Source organism: Kutzneria sp. NPDC052558, assembly GCF_044547355.1.
Taxonomy (GTDB): domain Bacteria; phylum Actinomycetota; class Actinomycetes; order Mycobacteriales; family Pseudonocardiaceae; genus Kutzneria.
The window spans coordinates 1-4,624 of sequence record NZ_JBIUAG010000075.1; the positions used below are offsets into that span (position 1 = coordinate 1).

At 65.8% G+C, this 4,624-nt stretch carries 4 protein-coding genes; 2 read left to right on the top strand and 2 right to left on the bottom strand.

Translation table 11 applies throughout. The annotated features are described in order from the left end of the window. Both ACIG5F_RS49160 and ACIG5F_RS49165 read left to right on the top strand, forming a co-directional pair. The coding region (locus tag ACIG5F_RS49160) for a replication-relaxation family protein (protein WP_396527272.1) at positions 1-912 on the top strand (912 nt) is incomplete at its 5' end. 5 nt (positions 913-917) lie between these two features. Further along, positions 918-1,889: a C40 family peptidase gene (locus ACIG5F_RS49165; RefSeq protein WP_396527273.1), complete on the top strand. Its 972-nt coding sequence runs from the start codon at positions 918-920 to the stop codon at positions 1,887-1,889. Between the two features lie 231 nt (positions 1,890-2,120). Here ACIG5F_RS49165 and ACIG5F_RS49170 read toward each other — a convergent pair whose 3' ends face one another. Beyond that, positions 2,121-2,519 (bottom strand): hypothetical protein, encoded by a 399-nt coding sequence (locus ACIG5F_RS49170; protein ID WP_396527274.1) that lies wholly within the window; start codon positions 2,517-2,519, stop codon positions 2,121-2,123. A 334-nt stretch (positions 2,520-2,853) separates the two neighbouring features. Then, positions 2,854-4,017 (bottom strand): XRE family transcriptional regulator, encoded by a 1,164-nt coding sequence (locus ACIG5F_RS49175; protein WP_396527275.1) that lies wholly within the window; start codon positions 4,015-4,017, stop codon positions 2,854-2,856. Positions 4,018-4,624: the final 607 nt, after the last annotated feature.

Sequence of the window (4,624 nt, forward strand, 5' to 3'; positions counted from 1 at the left end):
TCCGTTGTCACGCCCGAGCACCTGGCCTGGCTCGCCCGACGCCTCACCGCCCGAGACCGGTGGCTGGCCAGGATGCTGCGCGAGCACCGCGTGCTGACCAGCCGCCAGATCGTGCAGATGGCCTTCACGGGAGTGCGGTCGGCTAACCGTCGGCTCCGGGAGTTGTTCCAGTGGCGGATGATCGACCGGTTCCAGCCGTTCGTGACCGTCGGCTCCGCGCCGATGCACTACGTCCTGGACATCGCCGGCGCTCATCTCCTCGCCCACGAAGACGGCCTCGACCCTCAAGAACTCCGCTACCGCCACGAGGTCTCGATCGGGATCGCCCACTCTCTGAGGCTGGCGCACACCGTCGCCGTCAACGGCCACTTCGCCACCCTGATCGCCCACGCCCGCACCACCGACCACACCCGCCTGACCGCCTGGTGGTCGGAAACCCGCTGCCGCAAGCACTTCGGCGACCTCGCCCGCCCCGACGCCTACGCCCGCTGGCGCGTGCACGACACCGAGCTCGAGTTCTTCCTCGAGTTCGACTTCGGTACGGAGAACCTGCGCATCCTGGCCAGCAAACTCGGCGATTACGAGAAACTCGCCCTCACCACCGCGATCACCGCCCCGCTGCTGATCCGCTTCACCAGTACCGCCCGAGAAGCCACCGCCCGCCGCGCCCTGACCGACGCCCTCGACCAACTCGACCATCCCGACCTCGTGCCCATTGCCACCGGCACTACTGCCTCGCCAGTCGTCCCGGCCTGGCTGCCAATCAACGGCGCCGACACCACACGCCTGCAGCTGATCGACCTCGCACGGAACTGGCCGGCGCTCGCTCCTGCCGATGCCCCGACTGCAAGTGCACAACTCGCTCCGCCGAGCCCGATGCCGCCCGCGTCTTCTCCGGCGCCGAGAGGGTGATCCGCATGTCCGGCAACGCCAGGATCGCCCTCGTCGTGGCGGTCTCGCTAGGGCTGCCCGCCGTGCTCATCACCGCCGCGGGCGGTATCACCGCCATGACCGTCGGCTCCGGCAGTACCGGCTGCGCCTCGATCGTGGGGACGGCCGGCGGCCTTTCCGGCTACCGACCGGACCAGATGGCCAACGCGGCGACCATCGTCGCGGTCGGCAAGCAGCTCGCGATCCCGCCGCAGGGCTGGGTAGTGGCCATCGCCGCAGCCCTACAGGAATCCGGTCTGGTGAACCTCGACCATGGCGACCGGGACAGCCTCGGCCTGTTCCAGCAACGCCCATCCCAGGGCTGGGGAACCCCAGCGCAGATCATGCTCCCCACCTACGCCGCCACCCAGTTCTACCGACATCTGCTCGCCGTACCACGCTGGCAGCAGATGAGCGTCAACGACGCGGCACAAGCCGTTGAGCAATCAGGATTTCCTGGTGCTTACGCCCAACACGAGCAGGCCGCGCGGGAAATCGTCGCCGCCGTGGCGGGGGCCGTATGCACCGGCATCACCGTCGGCACCGGGGATTGTGACCATGTCCAGGCGCCCAGCGCCACAGCTCTGGCTGCGATCAACTACGCCTGTCGGCAGCGGGGACTGCCCTATGTCTGGGGCGGCAACGGGGCACAGGACGGCGGGTTCGACTGTTCCGGTCTCACCAAAGCCGCCTACGCCGCCGCTGGCATTGTGCTGCCCCGCACGGCTCAAACGCAATACGACGCCGGTCCCCACGTCCCAGCGGGACAACCTCTGCTCCCGGGCGATCTGGTCTTCTTCGGCACTCCGCCCGACGTCCACCACGTCGGGCTCTACATCGGCGGCGACCTCATGATCGACGCACCCGACTTCGGTCAACGTGTGAAATCTGAACCGTACCGGGAGTCGGATTACCTGGGAGCAACCCGGCCTGCTCGGGATGGATCGCGTCACGTGTAGGATCTCAAATCTGACTCCATATTCTCATCGCGAGCTTCATCTGGACTTCATTTATGAATGGTGTTTGAGACAGGCGGCGCCAAACAAGATCACTTGCTGGCCCGTCTGGGGCCCGTCGCGGGCGACGTAAGCGAGGTGGGCCGCAGGTAGTGCGCATCGGCACTACCTGCGGCCCATCCCCTCTACCCGGCACGATAGTTTGTGTGTGACTTGTCGATGTTCTGACGGTTGTCAGCAGTGGTTGGAGCTGCCGCCGCCGGACAAGAGGCTGTCATTCACCCAGCCCCGCGAGCCGTCGGCATAGACGAAGGTCCACGTGCTGACACCGTTATAGACACCGCCGACGACATAACATTCGAAAATTGCACTATCGCCACTGTGGCCGACATGGTTGATCGCACAGTCGAGGTAGGGACCGGACCTCATGTTGGTGGGTTCGCCGATCAAGCTACCCGATGTGGGAGTGTCCTCACGCCATCCAGGGTGCGCGCAGGGATTGAGAGGAATCACTGAGGTCGGTGTGGCGGTGGTGGGACTGGCCGTTGCTGCCGGCGCACCGACGACGACCACGCCGCTGAGGCTCAGCATGGCTGCGACAGCGGCCGCCCAGTACTTCACGCTATCAGGCATAGCTCTCCTCCATTGAATAATTTCTTTGCCGTGGCATCCAAGCGAATTTCCCGGATTGTCGGATGATATTTGTGGCGGGTACAACGATGGTGGCATGCGCCGCTTAAACAGTATTCCGTACAAACGCAGGCTGACCTCGCTAGATACGCCGTGCAAGGGCAGCGGCTGGTGGCGACCCCCGACGGTCCGCCACCAGCCCCTGATCGACAGCAGGTCCGGAACTTGCCGCCACCGTCCAGGGTCCCCGGCTGGAAGACGCCTGTGCAGGGAGGTGACGGAGGCAGATTCGGAGGAAGCTCAGGGGATGAATGCGCGACCCCATTGACATCCGTGGTCAGCCCGGCCCGGTTGCCCTGCGTTCGTCACGGAACTTGCGGCCGAACTCGGGACCCGAGCGTCGGACGAGGAGCTCGGCGAAGCCGTCCATCTCCCGGGTGACCCGACTGGACCGGACTCCCTCGGCCCCGGCAAGGGCGGATGTCGCGATCGCGATGCCTTCGTCCGGCGCGCCGCCGAAAACCGCGAGGGACGCGAGCTTGGTCAGTGCCAACAACCTGGAGCGGCGATACTGCGGTGCGCGTTGCGCGTAGGCAGCGGTCAACCGCTCGCGGGCGTCGCCGGCCCGATGCCCGTGCTCGGCAAGCATGACGAGCGCGGCACCAGTGTCCGAGTTGTGCTGGGCGAGGGTGTAGAAACGCTCCCACCGGGAGGCTGGCTGCGCCGCCCGCTCGAACGCGTCATCGGCCACCCCGATGGCACGACGAGCCTCCGCAGCGCGGTTCATGCCGGCCAGCGGCACGGCGAGCGCGGCGTACAGATTGGCCCGCTCGACCGGCAGCAGCTTGCCCGTCTGTGTGAGCGCGTGTTCCACAAAGGTGTGAGCCTGTTCGAATCTGCCCAGCCACACGGCCTGGCGAGCCATGGACTGCAGGACATAGGCGCGGAACTTCCCATCTCCGCTCTCCCGGGAGCACCGCAACGCGAGATCGAAGAACCGATCGGCAACACCGTGCTCACAGGTGTCGAACGCCATGAACGCGCAGGTGTGCGCCAACTCCGCGACGGCCGCATGGAGTTCAACGCGCACACGCTCTCGACACGGAACGCGCAGCAACTGCTCGGCCCACCGCATCTGGGCGAGAGCGGCCTCACGCAGGGACCAGCCGCCGTACTGATGATGCCAGCGGACGAACATAGTGGCCGCGGAACGCGTCTCCGCCACATGTCGCTCGTCAACCATGGCGGGAATTACGGTCTGCCACGCGGCCTCGGGCGACGGGCCGACGCTGCTCAACTGGCCGGGCACCGCTGACCGACGTGAGCTGCGGAAGCCCAATTTCGTCTCGTCGTCCACGTGGAGAATCGAGCAGAAGGCCTTCCGGTATCGCTCGCCTGGCCAGCGGATCACGCCGCGTTCGAGCTTGCCGATGTAGGAGTCGTCGATCTCGACGCGCATCCCGAAATGGAGCCACAGGTGATCGTTGACCAGCTCCGCCAACTCTTGACGCGACAAGCATTCGCCGGGATGACGTCGAGACGCAACACGCCCCCGCGCCAGCCGAAAGCGGTCGTTGGGTGTTTCCATGATCGCCCCCCGATGGTGGCGCAGCGCCGGCCAGGTTTTCGTGGCACAGACGCCAACGACCGCGACTATCCCGCTGGAGTCTGTGTTCGCCGCCTCAACTACCACAGCCCGCGTCGCTCCCGTGTGGCTGCCGCACCTGGCCAGCCAGTGACATGAATACGCTACCGCGACGGCGTCGAGGTCGGCTGGTTCTTCGAGAAGAACCTATCCTGTCTCGCCTCCGTCTGGTTCTGCGCCGCGCGATTGCCCGGCAACGGCTCCCACGGCAGCGGCGAGCAGTTGACCAACATCGCCGAACTGGACGACACTCCCTACGACCAGGCCAACCACGAGCAAGCCCACCACGTCCGCAGACCACTGACTTCCCCGGCGGCGCATGTACCTCGTGCACGACTCACCAAGTGAGGTAACCGGGACCAACGCTCAGCTTGTGTTTTAACCTTCGGGGTGGGTGACGGGGACCCCGGGTGATCACGGGTGCAGCCCTTGAGTGATCATGCTTCTTGTCTAGGGAAGAAGA